The sequence below is a fragment of the Vibrio sp. RM-41-2B genome, assembly GCF_024744415.1.
Taxonomy (GTDB): domain Bacteria; phylum Pseudomonadota; class Gammaproteobacteria; order Enterobacterales; family Vibrionaceae; genus Vibrio; species Vibrio diabolicus.
This window is the reverse complement of sequence record NZ_JAMQWD010000047.1, coordinates 133,253-152,038: the sequence shown is the minus strand read 5'-3', so window position 1 is coordinate 152,038 and position 18,786 is coordinate 133,253. Positions and strand designations below refer to the sequence as shown.

Sequence of the window (18,786 nt, the reverse complement as noted above, 5' to 3'; positions counted from 1 at the left end):
TCTAAATACGATCAGTTAGCTAAAAGCAACGGAGGCTGTAATGGCAGGCGACACTAATCAAGAAAAAGACAATGAAAAGCTTAACGATGCGGTAGAGCAAACAGAAACGAAGGATACGGGGACAAAAGAAGAAAAACAGCAGTCGACCGTCTCTTCGACTGTAGCGACCGGTGCTGAAAGTGCAGATGCTGTTGATGAAGCCAATCGTGCGATGGAAGAAAATCCTAGTGGAGCGGGTACGGAAGAAGAAGCAGTAAGCTCGGGTGGCGCAGTTCAAGAAGAGGATACTGAAAGTAGCAGCGACTCTGACGCTGCACAATCCAATGTTGTTGATAGTGTAGCTTCTAGCGGAGAATCTGGTGACGAGGCTCTGGGCAGCGGTGGTTCAGATTCTGGGGCGGGTGCCCAAGCGGTCGGTGGTGGTGATGCCTCTGGCTCTGAAGGTGGTTCGGACGCAGAAGGCAATGAAGCGCAAGGACAAGCGGTACAAACTTCATCTGCGCCAAGTGCTTCTTCAGACTCTGAAGGTTCTCAAGGTGGTGACGAGCTAGATTCAGAAACCACTGAAGAGAGCTTCGCGGTGGATGTACAAGACACCAGTGAAGAAACCACGACGCAAGTAGAAGACGATTTCGACTCCGAAACTACGAGCGAAACGTTCCAAATTAAAGTCGAAGGTGAAAATGACGCGCCAGAAGTAGGGCAAGATCTGGCATACATCATGGATGAAGATGGCACTATTACCTTCACTCAAGAACAACTTCTTGGGTACGCGAGTGATGTTGATGGCGATGATCTTGCCGCATTCAACGTGCAAGTGGGGGCTAATGCATCGGTTGTGGATAATGGTGATGGCACTTATACCGTCACACCTGAAGCTGATTTTAATGGTGAACTCGACTTAACGTTTGATATCAGTGATGGTCAAGAAACCATTTCTAGCTCGATTGATTTAACTGTTCGTCCAATCAATGACGCACCAGTGCCGGAAGATAAAGCCTTTGAGGTGGAAGAAGACGGCACGCTGATCTTCACTGATGCTGACCTGCTTGCTGGCGCAACGGATATTGAAGGCGATAACCTAACGGTTGAGGGCGTAAGCTACGACGGTGGCGACGGCATCCTGACCGACAACGGCAATGGGACTTACACTTTTGCGCCAAATGAAAACTTCAATGGTGATGTAAACTTCAGCTTTGATGTGTCCGACGGCACAGATACGGTTTCTGCCAACATTGATGTCAGTGTTACGCCAGTCGATGATGCGCCAGTATCTGGCAATCTTGCTTACTCGGTGGACGAAGATGGCTCGATTCGTTTGAGCCAAGAACAGTTGTTGTCGCAAGCTTCCGATGTGGACGGCGATGCACTGACGGCGTCTAACCTTTCGGTAGATGGCAATGCGACGGTGACTCAAAACGACGATGGTAGCTTCACCATCACACCAGACGCAGATTTCAATGGTGATATCGACATCAGCTTCGATATTTCAGATGGCACGAATACCGTTCAAGCAACCGCTGACCTGACGGTTAATCCAATCAACGATCTGCCTGTTCCTCAAGACCAACAATTCAGTGTGGAAGAGGACGGCACGCTGCAATTTACTGATGCGGATCTGCTTGCTGGCGCGACCGACATTGAAGGCGATGACCTTTCTGTAACGGGAATCAGATACGAAGGAACCGACGGCGTCCTAACTGACAATGGCGATGGCACGTATAGCTTTGCACCAAATGAGAACTTCAATGGCGATGTAAACTTCAGCTTTGATGTGTCCGATGGCACAGATACAGTTTCAGCGAGTGTAGATGTGAGCGTTACGCCGGTGAACGATCCTCCGGTGGCTGGTTCAACGTCTTACACGGTTCACGAAGACAACTCTATTACTATTTCTGACGCGCAACTGTTGGCAAACTCTTCGGATTTAGAAGGGGATGTCTCGATTGATAGCGTGAACTATTCTGGCAGCGATGGTGTGTTGCAAATCAATGGTGATGGTACTTACACCTTCTCACCAAACGAAAACTTCAGTGGCGAGGTGAGCCTAGATGTTGTCGTTGTCGATGAAGAAGGTGCGACGGATTCCACTACCGCTGGCATTACTGTTCTTGAGGTGAACGACCCGCCAATTGCAGGCGCGACCAGCCACTCAGTTAACGAAGACGAAGTCATCACCATTAGTTCTGCGCAGCTATTGGCGAACGCTTCTGACGTTGAAGGCGAGGTGGCGATTGATAGCGTGAGCTATAGCGGCTCCGACGGTATCTTTACCGATAACGGTGACGGTACATTCAGCTTCGCACCAAACGAAAACTTCAACGGTGATGTCAGCCTTGATGTGGTCGTGACTGATGAAGACGGTGCAACGGTAGCAACCAATGCGAACATCGATGTATTGCCAATCAACGATGCGCCAGTATCGGGCAACTTGGCTTACAGTGTCGATGAAGATGGTTCTATCACTCTCAGCCAAGAGCAGCTTCTTGCTCAAGCTGGCGACGTGGATGGTGATGACCTAACTGCATCCAACCTGACTGTTGACGGCAATGCGACCGTTACAGCGAACGATGATGGCAGCTTCACGATTACACCAGATGCGGACTTTAATGGTGACATTGATATCCAATTCAACATTACAGATGGCACAGACACTATCCAAGCAACGGCGGATCTAACGGTTAATCCAGTTAACGATCTTCCTGTTCCTCAAGACCAGCAGTTCAGCGTTGAAGAAGACGGCACGCTTCAGTTTACCGATGCAGACTTGCTTGCTGGCGCGACCGACATCGATGGCGATAACTTAACGGTTGACGGCATTAGCTACACAGGCAGCGATGGTGTGCTGACTGACCACGGTGATGGTACTTACACCTTTGCACCAAATGAAAACTTCAACGGTGATGTCAGCTTTAGCTTTGGTGTTTCTGACGGCACTGAAACCGTACCTGCCAATGTGGACGCGAGCGTCACTCCAGTGAACGATCCTCCGGTTGCGGGTTTTACGTCTTACACGGTTGATGAAGATAATGTGATTACGATTTCTGACGAGCAGCTTCTGGCTAACTCTTCGGATGTGGAAGGCGCAGTGTCCATCGATAGCGTGACCTATTCAGGCACCGATGGCGTATTCCAAGACAACGGTGACGGCACTTACACCTTCATGCCGAATGAGAACTTTAGCGGTGATATCAGCCTTGATGTGATTGTGGCGGATGAGCAAGGTGCGATTGACGAAACGACCGCAGGCATTACGGTCATTGAAGTGAATGACCCTCCAGTTGCCGGTCCAACGTCTTACACGATTGATGAAGATTCAGTACTGACATTCAGTGAGTCACAAATTCTTGCCAACGCATCTGATATCGAGGGCGATGTAGAGCTTGTTGGCATCAGCTATGAAGGCTCGGATGGTATCTTTACCGTTAATGGCGATGGTACTTGTAGCTTTGCGCCAAACGAGAACTTCAATGGCCAAGTTCAGTTGGATGTGACCATTCAAGATGAGAATGGGGCCACCGTTGATACGCACATCAATGTCGATGTATTGCCAATCAACGATCCACCAGTATCGGGTGATTTGGCTTACACCATCAACGAAGACAGCTCAATCACGCTAAGCCAAGAGCAGCTGCTTGCCAAAGCGGGCGATATTGATAGCGAGAACCTTGAAGCCATCAATCTATCGACAGATGACAACGCGACGATTCAATACAGCGATGATGGCAGCTACACCATCACACCAGATGAAAACTACAACGGTGACCTAGATCTGACCTTCGATATCATTGATAACGATGGTGGCTCGGTACAAGTTGGTCTGGATATTACGGTTAATCCTGTAAATGACTTGCCACAAGCGCAAGATCAACAGTTCACGGTAGAAGAAGACGGCACCTTGCTGTTCACGGATGCAGACCTATTGGAAGGCGCATCGGATATTGATGGCGATGATCTGTCTATTGAAAACGTACTCTACACAGGTGCGGATGGTGTGCTTACCGATAATGGTGATGGCACTTACAGGTTCGCGCCGAATGAGAACTTCAACGGTGATGTTCAGTTCACATTCGATGTGTCTGACGGTACAGGTTCAACACCAGCATTCATTGATGTCAGCGTAACACCAGTGAACGATCCACCGGTGGCAGGTTCTACGTCGTACACGGTTCAAGAAGATGGTCAAATCACCATTAGTGACGAGCAGTTGTTAGCCAACTCTTCTGATATGGAAGGCGATGTAGCCTTGGCGAATGTTAGCTACTCTGGTAATGACGGTAGCTTCGTGGACAATGGTGACGGCACATATACCTTCACGCCATATGAGAACTTTGACGGTAACATTTCGCTCGACGTTACGGTTATCGACCAAGATGGTGCAACGGATACAACAACCGCAAGCATCGATGTTATCGCGGTGAACGACGCACCAGAAACGTCAGGTATTCAAGCTGAGGTGGATGAAGATAACTCCATCACCATCACTCAAGAACAGTTGCTTGCGAATGCGACAGACATTGAAGGTGATGACCTTGTTGCTAGCAACCTACAAACCAATGATCCAGATGCGACGATCGTAGCCAACGATGATGGTTCTTTCACCATTACGCATACGGAAAACTTTAACGGTGAGTTGGACTTCACTTACAACATCAGCGATGGCGAAAATGATGTTCTGACCACGCTGGATCTGACCGTTAACCCTGTCAACGATGCGCCAGAAGCGGGCGACGAAATATTTATTCAAGCGGAAGAAGACCAAACAGTGGGTGTTTCTCTGCGTGAAGAGCCTGCGTTACGTCTCGACCAAGCTCCTGAAAACGGCATCATTGAAGCAAATCTAAATGACGAATGGGTACAGCTAGAAGTCGGGCAGGAGGTTCCTGTAGACACGGAAGTGCGCTTCATTCCAAATGATGATGCGTTGGCGAACGGTACGCATACCACTCAAATCGGTACCTTTGATGACAATGCAAGTGTTGATGATTGGGGTGATGAAATTGACCCATATACTCGCCAGTTCACTGATGGTGATTTGACCGTAACGGTGCAGAGTAATGATGATCCGCTAGGTGCGTGGAATGGTAACACACACATTGGGCATGGTATTGGCGATACTGACCGCCAAGGCTTGAGTGGTGATGAAAAACTAACTGTGACCGTTGAAGGTCAAGACATCAACGAAATCAGCTTCCACCTAGATGGTCTAGGCGGCTGGTTTATGGAAGAGTCTCGCCACTTTACGGAAGTCGAAATTCGCGCATTCAACTCCGATGGTGACTTGATCGACTCGATGACTTACCACAAAGAAGATCGTGGTAGCTATGAGACGGATTACACCCTAACGGTGAATGAGCCTGTATCTTACTTTGAGTTAGGAACGATTCAAGGTAACGGTACTTACGTGGTTCAAAACATGACGGTATCGCAAACTTGTCATGATGAAGCGGTGTTCACATCTATTGGCGTGGACGGCACGGAAATCACTGAAACGGTAGAACTGAATATCCGAGAAGGTGACAGTGAAATCGAACTGACCGCTGACCTGCCAAATGTGACCATCGATACCGAAGGTTCTACGCAGTTTGCCTCTGTGGTTATCACAGAAGAACAGCTTCTCGCACAAGCGAGTGATATCGATAGCGATGTTCTTGATATTCAAAACCTAGAGCTGGTGGGGGATAACGCGGAGCATGCTACGTTAACCGACAACGGCGATGGTACATGGACAGTCACACCAGATGAGAACTTCTACGGTGAGATTGAGCTTGGCTACCAAGTCACTGATGGTGAGCTAACCGACGACAACATCATCAACATCAACTTCGAAGCAGTAAACGATGCGCCAATCGTTTCTGGTCCGATTGTGTTGTCGACTGATGAGGATGTGGGCATTACGTTTAGCGCGGATGATTTGCTTGCCAATGCAAGTGACGTGGAAGGCGATGCACTGTCTATCTCTGACATCTCTTACAGCGGTGATAACGGTGAGCTTGTCGACAATGGTGACGGCACTTATACCTTTATGCCGAATGAAAACTTCAATGGTGAAGTCGACATCGATTACAAAGTCTTCGATGGCACCGATGAAGTCGATACCCATCTAGATCTGACCGTTATTCCGGTCAACGATGTGCCAGTTCCTGGTGCGCCGCTGCATACTCAAATGCTAGAAAACGGCACCATCATCATCGAAGCAAAAGACCTGTTATCAGGTGCGACCGATGTGGATGGCGACATTCTGCATATCGAGAATCTGCTGCTTGTTGACCAGTCACAAGGTACGTTGACAGACAACGGCGACAACACCTTTACCTTCGAGCCAACTTCGAACTTCTACGGTGAAGTGAACCTGACCTTTGATATCAGCGACGGTCAAGCAAGTGCACCAAGCACTGCGAAGATCGATGTTGAGATCGTCAACGAAGGTCCAGAGGTTAGCGGTCCTGTTGATGCGGTCGTGGATGAAGATGGCTCAATTACCATCACTCAAGAAGACTTGTTAGCGAACGCGACGGACGTGGATGGTGACAACCTTGAAGCGGTGAACCTATCGACCAACGATCCTAATGCAACCATCGTTGAGAACGCTGATGGTAGCTTCACGATTACACCGAGCGAAAACTTCTTTGGTGAAATCGAATTTACTTATGACGTAACTGACGCGATTGAAACCGTCGCTGCGGATCTAAACCTCACCGTTAACCCAGTGAACGACCTGCCAGATGTACCTGATTTGTCCTTCACCACAGAAGACGGCGAAGCCATCACGATTACTGAAGCAGAGCTGCTGGCTCAAGCGACGGACATCGAAGGCGATGACTTATCTGTTGTGAACGTGACGAGTTTAAGCGACACGGTTCAAGTGACAGACAATGGCGATGGCACATACACGTTAACGCCAGAGCAGGGCTTCTTTGGTAATGTTGACCTCACGTTTGATGTAAGTGATGGCACCGATGTGGTGGCGGCAAACATCGACTTGAAAGTTGAGTTCGTCAACGATGCACCAGAAGCAGCACCAATCGTGGCAGACGTGGACGAGGATGGCTCTATCCTCGTGACACAAGAAATGCTGCTTGAAAACGCCAGCGATCAAGATGGTGATGACCTATACGCATCGGCACTAGAAACCAATGATCCGAATGCCTCTATCGTGGATAACGGCGACGGCACCTTTACCGTTACGCCTTCACAGCACTTCAATGGAGACATAGAGTTTACTTATGAAGTAAGCGACGGTGAATTGAGTGTTGCCAATGAAATGACATTGACGGTGAACCCAGTCAATGACATTCCAATTGTTGCGCCTGGCATGTACCACATTGAAGAGGATGGCAGCATCCTGTTCACGCAAGAAGATCTTCTAAGTGGCGCGATTGATATTGATGGTGATGACCTCACCGTTACCAGCATTAACTACTCGGGTGATGAAGGTACTGTAACGGACAACGGTGACGGCACATTTAGCTTCGTACCAGAAGAGCACTTCAGTGGTGACTTGCAGTTCAGCTTTACGGTTTCTGACGGTACTGATGAAGTTGAGCAAGACATTAATGTCCATATCGAAGCCGTGGCAGATGCGCCAGACCTAGTCATCACTGATGGCGATGGTCGAAACGTGGATGATCAAGCAATCTTGGTCGAACCAGGCGGTATTGTTGAAGTGAACATCGCCGCAGCATTGGTTGACCAAGACTTGTCAGAAACGCTGACTGTGACCGTTGATGGTGTTCCAGAAGGTTCGGTGATCAGCTACGACAACGAAGGGGTGCTTAACGATCAAGACAACGGTATCACCAGTTTCAACGATACTGAAATCACGGTTACGTTTGAAGGTGAAACCGCGGGTTACCAAAACACAGCTGGCTATTACAAAGTTGATGAAGACGGCAATATCACGGGCGTTGAAGTGGTGTACGAAAACGCCTCTCAAGTTGGCGGAGGCGGTGACCTAGTTCCGGGACAAGATCAGTTCAGCTTCCAAATCTCGGAAGGGGAAAGCTTCAACCTATTCTTGATCCCTAACGGTCACAACTTCAATGACTTTGCGTCCATGCAAGATGGTCAGTACGAGTTCCGTGCATCAGATGGCTCTCCTGCGAACATGGATACGGTCGACCCACAACTCGTGTTTGTGGGTGCTGATGGTTCTGAAACCGTGATTCAAAGCCAATTTGGTGATGCAGTCTTCCATGGCGGCACAAGCTCAGAGCTCAACCAAGATGGCATTGAACATACTCGAACTACTGTGAACGAAGACGGTGAACTGGTTTACGGCTTTGAAGATCTCTACGGTGGCGGCGATGCCGATTATAGTGACTTCAACTTCACCATTGATGTAGGTGAAGTGAACAGCCAGATCTACAGCGGTGAAGTAACAGTAGGTCCAGATGGTTCTGTAACGCTTCCAACCACAGCAATTGAACAAGAACTACAGATTCAATTGCCAGAAGACTTTAACCAACAGCTAGAAATCAATGTAACGGCAACGGCAACAGAGCTATCAAATAATGATTCTGAAACCGTTTCTCAAACCATCTATGTGAATGCAACAGGTGCCCACATTGAACATGCGCCTGAAGCATTGCCTGTTTCAGCGATGGTTGAAGAAGATGGTTCAATCCTAATTACGCAAGAAGATTTACTCGCTAATGCGCGTGACTTGGATGGAGATCAACTGACAGCACTGAACTTGGCAACGGATGATGAAAACATCACCATCACAGACAATGGCGACGGTACTTACACCTTAACGCCAGATGCGGACTTTAATGGTGATATCACCTTTACGTTCGATGTGTCTGACGGCGATGATGTTGTCTCTACCAACCTTGAGTTATTGGTTTCACCAGTTAATGATGCGCCTGAACCACAAGATCAAGCGTTCACCGTTGGTGAAGATGGTGTGCTGACCTTTACTGATGCGGATCTGCTAACAGGTGCTACCGATATTGAAGGGGATGACCTATCTGTTGAGGGCGTCACTTACACAGGCGCAGACGGTGTTCTTACTGACAATGGTGATGGTACCTACAGCTTTGCACCGAACGAAAACTTCAATGGTGACGTAAACTTTACCTTCGATGTTTCTGATGGCACGGATACTGTGACCGCGAATATCGATGTAACAGTGACGCCAGAGAACGATCCACCGGTTGCAGGCAGTACGGCTTACACCGTTCATGAAGACAATTCGATTACCATCAGTGACGAACAGCTATTAGCGAACTCATCGGATATTGAAGGCGATGTGTTGATTGATAGCGTGAGCTACAGCGGTAACGATGGTGTGTTAGAAATCAACGGTGATGGTACTTACACCTTCTCACCAAACGAGAACTTCAGTGGCGAGGTGAGCCTAGATGTTGTCGTTGTCGATGAAGAAGGTGCAACGGACTCTACCACTGCTGGCATTACTGTGATTGAGGTAAATGACCCACCAATCGCAGGTCCTACCGCATACACTATCGATGAAGACCAAGTTCTAACCTTCAGTGAATCGCAAGTGCTACTGAATGCTTCGGATGTTGAAGGGGATGTTGAGCTAGTTGGCATCAGCTACGACGGTCCAGATGGTATCTTCTCAGTAAACGGCGATGGTACTTGTAGCTTTGCACCGAATGAAAACTTCAACGGTCAAGTACAGTTGGATGTGACCATTCGCGATGAAGATGGCGCAGAGGTCGATACTTACATCACAGTCGATGTCTTACCAATCAATGATGCACCAGTTTCGGGTAACTTGGCGTACAGCGTCGACGAAGACAACTCAATCACACTGAGCCAAGAGCAGCTTCTTGCTCAAGCATCGGATGTAGAAGGTGACGCATTAACCGCATCTAATCTAGTGGTTGATGGCGATGCAACGGTTACGGCAAACGACGATGGTAGCTTCACTATCACGCCAGATGCGAACTTTAATGGCGACATTGATATCACGTTCGATATCAACGACGGCAGCGATACTATTGTTGCAACGGCGGACCTAACCGTTAACCCAGTTAATGACTTGCCGCAGCCGGAAGATCAAGCGTTCACCATTGGTGAAGATGGCGTGTTGACCTTCACTGATCAAGACCTGCTTGATGGTGCAACGGACATCGATGGTGATGACCTATCGGTAGAAAGTGTGAGCTACACTGGCGCAGGTGGTGTCCTAACCGAAAACGGTGACGGCACATACAGCTTCGCTCCAAACGAAAACTTCAATGGCGACGTGAACTTCACCTTCGATGTTTCTGATGGCACGGATACCGTGACTGCGAATATCGATGTGACAGTCACACCAGAGAACGATCCACCAGTGGCAGGTAGCACATCTTACACAGTGCATGAAGACAACTCGATCACCATTAGTAACGAACAGCTGTTGGCTAACTCGTCTGATATAGAAGGCGAAGTGGCGATTGATAGCGTGAGCTACAGCGGCACAGATGGTGTGTTCCAAGACAATGGTGACGGTACGTACACCTTCTCGCCAAACGAGAACTTCAATGGCGAAGTGAGCCTAGATGTTGTCGTGGTCGATGAAGACGGTGCGACGGATTCAACTACCGCAGGTATTACAGTACTTGAGGTGAACGATCCACCAATTGCAGGCGCGACCAGCTACTCAGTGAACGAAGACGAAGTCATCACCATTAGCTCTGAGCAGTTATTGGCGAACGCTTCTGACGTTGAAGGTGAAGTTGCGATTGATAGCGTGAGCTACAGCGGCTCCGACGGTATCTTTACCGATAACGGTGACGGCACATTCAGCTTCGCACCAAACGCCAACTTTGATGGCGATGTGAGCCTAGATGTTGTGGTTGTTGATGAAGACGGCGCAACTGCGGCAACTAACGCAAACATCGATGTATTGCCAATCAACGATGCGCCAGTATCGGGCAACTTGGCTTACAGTGTCGATGAAGACAATTCAATTACGCTAAGCCAAGAGCAGCTTCTTGCTCAAGCATCGGATGTAGAAGGCGACGCGCTAACCGCGACTAACCTAGTGGTTGACGGTGATGCAACGGTCACGGCAAACGATGATGGCAGCTTCACCATCACGCCTGATGCGAACTTCAATGGTGACATTGATATCACGTTCGATATCAACGATGGCACCGACACTATTGTTGCAACGGCAGACCTAACGGTTAATCCAGTTAACGACCTACCACAGCCAGAAGATCAAGCGTTCACCATTGGTGAAGATGGCGTCTTGCTGTTCACTGATGAAGATCTGCTTGATGGTGCAACGGATATCGATGGCGATAATCTTTCGGTAGAAGGTGTGAGCTACACTGGTGCAGATGGTGTCCTAACCGACAATGGTGATGGCACTTACAGCTTCGCGCCAAACGAGAACTTCAATGGCGACGTGAACTTTACCTTCGATGTTTCTGACGGCACGGATACCGTGACCGCAAATATCGACGTAAGCGTGACGCCAGAGAACGATCCACCGGTAGCAGGCAGCACGTCTTACACGGTGCATGAAGATAATTCGATCACCATCAGTAACGAACAACTATTGGCTAACTCATCTGACGTAGAAGGCGAAGTAGCAATCGACAGCGTGAGCTACAGTGGCGCAGATGGCGTGTTCCAAGACAATGGTGATGGTACTTACACCTTCTCGCCAAACGAGAACTTCAATGGTGAAGTGAGCCTTGACGTTGTGGTTGTCGATGAAGACGGTGCGACGGATTTAACCACCGCAGGTATTACGGTACTTGAGGTGAACGATCCGCCAATTGCCGGCGCGACCAGCTACTCAGTGAACGAAGACGAAGTCATCACCATTAGCTCTGAGCAGCTATTGGCGAATGCTTCTGATGTTGAAGGCGAAGTCGCGATTGATAGCGTCAGCTACAGCGGCTCTGACGGTATCTTTACTGACAACGGCGATGGCACATTCAGCTTCGCGCCAAACGAAAACTTCAACGGTGATGTCAGCCTAGATGTGGTCGTGACCGATGAAGACGGTGCAACGGTAGCAACCAATGCAAATATTGATGTATTGCCAATCAACGATGCGCCAGTATCAGGTGATTTGGCTTACAGCGTGGATGAAGATGGCTCTATCACGCTAAGCCAAGAACAGCTTCTTGCACAAGCAGGCGACGTAGATGGCGATGACCTAACCGCGGCGAACCTCACTGTTGACGGCAATGCGGCCGTTGTTGCGAATGACGATGGCAGCTTCACTATCACACCAGATGCGGACTTCAATGGCGACATTGATCTGAGCTTCGACATTACGGACGGCGATGCGACCATTCAAGCCACTGCCGATCTGACTGTGAACCCAGTGAACGACCTACCAACGGTTGGTCAACCACAGTTTGTTACGCAAGAAGACACCAGTTTCACCTTCACCGAAGAGCAACTGCTGCAAAATGCAGGTGATATCGATGGTGATAACCTAACGGTTGAGAACGTTGCTTCTGACAGTGGTACGTTAGTCGACAACGGTGACGGCACGTACACCTTCGCTCCGAATGAAAATTTCGATGGCAACGTGAACGTAACGTTTGATGTCAACGATGGAACCGCTACCGTGCCAGCAGAAGCGAACATTGATGTTCAATCTGTGGTTGATATGCCAGAGCTTTCGATTGCTTCGGACTTGGTGATTGCGTCTGATAACTTCGAGTCTGGCTCGAACGGTTGGAACGCGAACACTGAGAGCTCACAAGGCTTCGAAACGGGCGACATGTTGGGTCGTATTGGTGGCACTGGCGGTGATGAAGCGGTCAGCAAAACCTACGAGATCCCAAGCGATGTCAACGAAGTGAATATCTCGTTTAGCTTCTACGAAATCGATTCTTGGGATGGCGAGTCGTTCCAAATCTTTGTCGGCGGCGAACAGCTAACCACCTTGGAAAACTCCGCGTTCCGTACTCAAGATGGTACGACAACGCTTTACGATTCTGACGGTAACGAAGTAGGTGAAGTGATCCACGGAGCTTCTCAACGTGAAGGCTTCAGTGGTTGGAACGACCAAGCTCACCAAATCAATCTGACGGTTCCTGTCGAGGATGGCGAACTGCAACTTGGCTTCGGTTCAACCTTGAATCAAGACGTTTGGGATGAATCGTTTGGTATCGACAACATCGAAATCACGGTAGCGGACGCGGATTACCAAATCATTGGTACCGAAGATACACCAGTGCCGCTTGATATTGATGCCGCATTGACCGATACCGATGGTTCAGAAAACCTCGCTATCTTGATTGAAGATGTGCCAGAAGGCAGCTCATTATCAGCGGGTGTTGATAATGGCGACGGCACTTGGTCACTACAACTAGGCGAGCTAGAAGGGCTAGAGTTTATCCCTTCTGCGGACTTCAATGGCGATGTGACGCTAACCGTGAATGCAACCTCTACGGATGTGGATACAGGTACAACGGCGACAGCAACGCAGGATGTGACGATTCATATCTCGCCAACCAATGATGCACCAGAAGTAACGGGTGATATCAGCGCCGTCACTGCCGAAGACAACAGCATCACGCTAACTCAAGAGCAGTTACTGGAGCACGCTGTTGATATCGATGGTGACGACCTAAGTGCAATCAACCTGAGCACCAATGATGAAAATGCGACGGTTGAAATGAACGAGGATGGCAGCTTCACCATTACTCCGAGCGAGAACTTCTACGGTGATATCGAATTCACCTACGATGTGACTGACGGGGAAGAAGTGGTTGCTGCTGGTCTCGACTTAACAGTAACACCAGTCAATGACGCTCCAGAGCCACAAGATCAAGCGTTCACCGTGGGTGAGGACGGTCTTCTTACCTTTACAGATGCAGACCTGTTAACAGGCGCGACAGATGTAGAAGGTGACAACCTAACAGTTGAAGGTGTGACTTACACTGGCGCGGACGGTGTCCTAACCGACAATGGCGATGGCACGTACAGCTTCGCACCGAATGAGAACTTCAATGGCGATGTGAACTTTACGTTCGATGTGTCAGACGGTACGGATACGACCTCTGCCAACATTGATGTGAGTGTGACGCCAGAGAACGATCCTCCGGTTGCGGGCAGCACGTCTTACACGGTGCATGAAGATAATTCGATCACCATCAGTGACGAGCAACTACTGGCTAATTCGTCGGATATTGAAGGCGACGTAGACATCAGTAGTGTGACTTACAGTGGCAACGATGGTGTGTTCCAAGACAATGGCGATGGTACGTACTCCTTCTCTCCAAACGAGAACTTCAATGGCGAGGTCAGCCTAGACGTTGTGGTTGTCGATGAAGAGGGTGCTACGGACGCAACCACTGCGGGTATTACCGTTCTTGAGGTGAACGATCCACCAATCGCAGGTGCGACAAGCTACTCTGTTAATGAAGACGAAGTCATTATCTTCACGGAAGAGCAACTGCTAGCGCAATCAAGCGATGTGGAAGGCGACGTGAGCCTAGAGAGCGTCTCTTACAGTGGTAGCGACGGTATTCTAACGGCGAATGACGATGGTACTTACAGCTTCGCGCCAAATGAAAACTTCAATGGTGGCGTAAGTCTAGACGTAGTAGTGGCTGATGAAGACGGTGCAACTGCGACAACCAACGCGAATATTGATGTATTGCCAGTCAACGATGCTCCGGTATCTGGCGATTTGGCTTACAGCGTCGATGAAGACAACTCAATCACGCTAAGCCAAGAACAATTGTTGGCACAAGCAACGGATGTAGAAGGTGATGCACTAACCGCTTCTAACCTAGTGGTTGACGGTGATGCGACGGTTACAGCTAATGACGATGGTAGCTTTACCATTACGCCTGACGCGAACTTCAATGGCGACATTGATATCACGTTCGATATCAATGATGGCAGCGATACTATCGTTGCAACGGCTGACTTAACGGTTAACCCAGTCAATGACTTGCCGCAGCCGGAAGATCAAGCGTTCACCATTGGTGAAGATGGCGTGTTGACCTTCACTGACCAAGATCTGCTTGATGGCGCAACTGATATCGATGGTGATGACCTATCGGTAGAAGGTGTCAATTACACTGGCGCGGACGGTGTCCTAACCGACAATGGTGACGGCACTTATAGCTTCGCTCCAAACGAAAACTTCAATGGCGATGTGAACTTCACTTTCGATGTGTCAGACGGTACGGATACAACCTCTGCCTACATTGATGTGAGTGTGACGCCAGAGAACGATCCTCCGGTGGCGGGCAGCACGTCTTATACAGTACATGAAGACAACTCGATCACTATCAGTGATGAGCAACTACTGGCTAATTCGTCGGATATTGAAGGCGACGTAGACATCAGTAGTGTGACTTACAGTGGCAACGATGGCGTCTTCCAAGACAATGGCGATGGTACGTACACCTTCTCTCCAAACGAGAACTTTAATGGCGAGGTCAGCCTAGACGTTGTGGTTATCGATGAAGAGGGTGCTACAGACTCAACCACTGCGGGTATTACCGTTCTTGAGGTGAACGATCCACCAATCGCAGGTGCGACAAGTTACTCTGTCAATGAGGACGAAGTCATTATCTTCACGGAAGAGCAACTGCTAGCGCAGTCAAGCGATGTGGAAGGCGACGTGAGCCTAGAAAGCGTCTCTTACAGTGGTAGCGACGGTATTCTAACGGCGAATGATGATGGTACTTATAGCTTCGCGCCAAATGAAAACTTCAATGGTGGCGTAAGTCTAGACGTAGTAGTGGCTGATGAAGACGGTGCAACTGCGACAACCAACGCGAACATTGATGTATTGCCAGTCAACGATGCTCCGGTATCTGGCGACTTGGCTTACAGCGTCGATGAAGACGGTTCAATCACATTGAGTCAAGAGCAGTTACTGGCTCAAGCGGGTGACGTCGACAGCGATAATCTAGAAGCAGTGAACTTAACCGCGGTAGCCAATGCAACCGTTGTTGAGAACCAAGATGGTAGCTTTACGATTACGCCTGATGCGAACTTCAATGGCGATATCGACCTAAGCTTCGACTTGATTGATAACGATGGTGCGAGCGTGGAAGTAGGCGTTGACCTAACGGTGAACCCAATTAACGATGCGCCGCAATCAACGCCAGTGATCTTAGTTGGCACCGAAGATACCACCATTCTTATCACGCAGGACATGTTGCTTGCTAACGCGACAGACATCGACAACACCTACGACGAACTGTCTGCTGTCGACCTAGTGATTGATGAGCAATACGGTGACTTGCTAGACAACGGTGATGGTACTTGGTCATTCACTCCGGCTGAGAACTTCAATGGTGATGTGCCAATGTCGTTCGGCGTCAGCGATGGTGATTTAGTGACGCCGGTTGAAGGCAATCTAAACATCGAAGCGGTTAACGATGCACCAGAAGCGCCAACCATCCAGATGCAGGGCGAAGAAGATGTGGTCATGGTGATTGACCCAGCTTACATCGCTGATCAAGTCACGGATCTTGATGGCGACGAAATCAGTGTAGAAAGCATCACGGTTCGTGCTCCTGCAAACGCGACATTAACCCAGCAACCAGATGGTATGTACCACTTGGTGACCACTCAAGACTTTAATGGTTTGGTGGAACTGGGCTACACCGCGACGGATGGTGAAGAAGTGGTTGAAGGCTCGTTGAATGTGGATGTCATTCCAGTCAACGATGCTCCATTCAATGTGGGTAATGCCTTTATGGCTACCGACGAAGATGGCGCATTCACGTTTGACGCTGGCGACTTGATGAATTTGTTCGGCGACATCGACACTGAAAACCTAGTCGTATCACGCATTATCACCGCAGAAGGTGAAGATGGTGGTGAGGTAACAGACAACGGTGACGGTACTTGGACATTCACACCGACTGGTGATTTTTCAGGGGTTTCTGACTTGCAAGTTGTGGTAAGTGACGGTGAGTTTGAAACAGTACTTGATGTACCAGTGTTTGTTCGCCCTGTTGCGGATGGCGCAGTCATCACAACCGACCATGATGGTCCGTTAGTCTTCGGTGAGGACGAAACGGGTCATCTAGGCTTGAATGTCGGTCTAATCGACGATTCAGAAACGCTAAGTAACCTAGTGATGACTGGTTTCCCTGTTGGCTTCGAAGTTACGGATGGTGTGAACACCATTACCATTACGGAACCGGGTCAATACATCGACTTGAACGAGTGGGATATCTCAGACCTTCAAATGACGCCTCCGGCTGACTTTAATGGCGAGTTCTTCGTAACCGTGACCGCAACGACGGTGGATTATGGTGATGAGCCAGAAGAGTTCGAAGATGGCATCGATTCAGGTGACTTCGAAACCCTAGCAGGTGAGCCCGTTATCTTAACCGCTGATGACCTAATCGGATTGGCAGAAAACGTAGACGCTGACGCGGGTGATGAAGTGAAATTCGTTCACCTAGCTGATCGCAGCCAAGGTGAGATTGTCGATAACGGTGATGGCACATGGACATTCAATCCAGCACCAGGCTTTACTGGTGAAGCGGATATCGCTTACGTGATTGATAAAGACGGTGTGCTTCATGATGAGCAAACAGGCGTGGTCGTGAAAGAAGACGCACCACAAGAGAATGCTTCTCCAGAAATCGACAGCATTTCTACCACAGAAATGGCAGCGGATGGCACCTTGTCGTTCACCAATGATGACATGCTATCGACCTTGAGCGATGCAGAAGGCGACAGCTTGAGCATTGAGTCAGTGAGCCTAATGGAAGGTCAAGGTGTAATAGAGACCGATAACCAAGGTAACTACCAATTCACACCAGCAGAAGGTTACACCGGAGATGTTCAAGTTGGCTTCATTGCAACTGACGGTGAAAACCGCATTGAGAGCTTCTTTAATGTCGACATCCAAGGAGAAGGTGAAACCACAACCAGCGAAGGCTACGCACTGGCTGATGATGGTTCACTAACACTCACGGAAGCACAGTTGATTGATGAGCTTGGCATTAGCCCTTCTGCAGAAGTGTTGGATGTCGCCGATGCAAACGATGCTGGTTTCTTCGCGAAATCAGGTGATGAAGAGTGGACATACTGGCCGAATGATGACTTCGATGGCAATTTGGCTATGGATGTTCAGGTTAACGACAACGGTGAGGTATCGACTCAGAATCTGAGCATCCAAGTTGCGGACGATTCAGCGCAAAGCGACGAGCCACAAATCCAAACTGCTCAAGCATCATCAGAGCAGCAAGTCGGCGAAGCGCAACAGCCTGAAGAGCAAGCAGCAAACGGTGCAGACAGTGAAGAGGAGAGCGCAGCTGATGTGACTGCAGCACCAGGCGATACCATTTCTATCTCGGTTCCAGATGAGGTCAGTGGCAACGAATCGGTGGATTATGCAGAAATGTCCGGTCTACCTGATGGCGCATCGGTAAGCAACGCACTGGATAATGGCGATGGCAGCTTCACATTAAGTGGCAACCTGAACCAACCAGTATCGGTTGACCTACCAGAAGGTTACGAAGGTACGAGCGAAATCCAATTCCAAGGTTACGACGAATTGGGCAGCGCGGTAGAAGGTGCGAGTGGCACAGTTGAAGTTGAAGTCGATGATCAATACACCATGCAAGGTTCTGCTCAAGATCAGCAACCAGACATGGCGGGTATGGAATCTGGCGGCAGCGACTGGACAAGTGCAGGAGGTCAAGAGCAAGGTGTTGACTTCACGGATGACTCTGGCAGCTTCGACTCGGATACTCAAACGGGTACTGACCAAGGCAACGATTTCGATCAAAGCTCAATGTAACCAACCATAGACGAGGGCAGTGTCATTGCTGCCCAAACCAAAGCCATGCAGAGCCTACTTTGCATGGC

The 18,786-nt window shown here is 49.2% G+C and carries 1 protein-coding gene; it reads left to right on the top strand.

Features of this window, described 5'->3' with window-relative positions:
- Positions 1 to 40: 40 nt before the first annotated feature.
- The gene (locus NB463_RS19505) at positions 41 to 18,718 is read left to right on the top strand and encodes a tandem-95 repeat protein (protein WP_258432074.1); all 18,678 of its coding nucleotides are present in this window, start codon (positions 41 to 43) and stop codon (positions 18,716 to 18,718) included.
- Positions 18,719 to 18,786: the final 68 nt, after the last annotated feature.